This window comes from Chitinophaga sp. 05T412 (genome assembly GCF_056396465.1).
Window position 1 is genome coordinate 1 of the sequence record NZ_JBFTLN010000084.1, and the last position, 454, is coordinate 454.

Genomic DNA, 454 nt, shown 5'->3' on the forward strand with positions numbered 1-454 from the left:
AGGTTGGTCCACGTCTTGCTCGGGTCGATGATCGAGTAGATGACGAGGCCGAGCAGGAAGAGCAGCCCCAGCCGGCGGAGGGCCTGGGTGCGCTGCCCCGAGCCGATGAGCAGCCGCCAGGCGATGACGAGCACCGCTGCGATGAGCAGGATCTGGATGACGCTCTGCCGGCTCATCGCCAGATCAGCTCCGCGAGGATGTTGACGGCGTTCCAGAGCGACTGGCCCTTGGCCCTGGAGTAGTCGGTGTAGAGGATGTGCACGGGTTCCTCCGCATAGGCGACCCGGGCGCCGTCGAAGCGCATCGAGCCGATCTGGGCGACGATCTCGGAGGCGTGGGCCATCCGGTTCTGGGTGATGTCGAGACGCTCGACGACGTCGCGGCTCAGCACGCGCAGACCGTTGTGGGCATCGGTCAGGCGGGTCCCGGTCGTCAGGTTGGTGTAGGCCACCGC

General features: G+C 67.0%; 1 protein-coding gene. It reads right to left on the bottom strand.

Translation table 11 applies throughout. The annotated features are described in order from the left end of the window. Window positions 1-172: 172 nt before the first annotated feature. Window positions 173-454 (bottom strand): hypothetical protein (locus AC1DFM_RS34785; RefSeq protein ID WP_477081381.1); only part of this gene is annotated, 282 nt, incomplete at its 5' end.